This window comes from Vibrio sp. 2033, from assembly GCF_033339735.1.
In genome coordinates, this window is sequence record NZ_JAWOVC010000392.1 from 1 (window position 1) to 678 (window position 678).

Below are 678 nucleotides of genomic sequence, written 5' to 3' on the forward strand. Positions count from 1 at the left end.
GCTCGCGATGATGCGGTCAAAATCGTCCAAATCTCTGCCCAAAGACTGCGCCGCAGACCAATCGTTGCTATGAGTCACCTCGATGCCAATCTCTTTAGCTAAGCGCATCAAGTGTTCCACGCGCGGTAGATAATCATCAATCAACAATAGTCGATTTGCATTCAGTTCCACCGGCTCAGAATGAGGCTGACTTCGTTTAGGCAACTGCAAACTAAAGCTAAAACACGATCCGTTGCCAAAATCCGAGTGCACACAAAGCTCACCGTTGTACATGCTGATCAAACGTTTTGAGATTGCCAACCCCAAGCCCGTTCCTTCATGTCGCCTTGTCGCGGAAGTATCGACCTGCTCAAATTTATCCATAATATGAGTTAGCCTGTCTTCAGGAATTCCAATGCCTGTATCGCTCACTGAAAAATCAAAACCGAGCTCACTTTCTCTTACTTTCAGCTGCACATGACCTTCATCCGTGAATTTCACTGCATTGCCGATCAAGTTAAGTAAGATTTGATTAATCCGACCTTTATCACCGACCACGACCGTATTCATGGCTAATGGCATATCAACCAATAACTTAAGGTTCTTTTTATCCGCTTGATACGCACACAATGCCGTGCAACTCTCGACTAACGAGCGCAAATCAAACTCCTCTTCAACAAGCGTCAACTTGCCTGCTTC

General features: G+C 45.7%; 1 protein-coding gene. It reads right to left on the reverse strand.

All coding sequences use genetic code 11. The features are described from left to right. On the reverse strand, positions 1–678 hold a 678-nt coding region (locus R7P74_RS26785), incomplete at both ends, for a sensor histidine kinase (protein WP_318123693.1).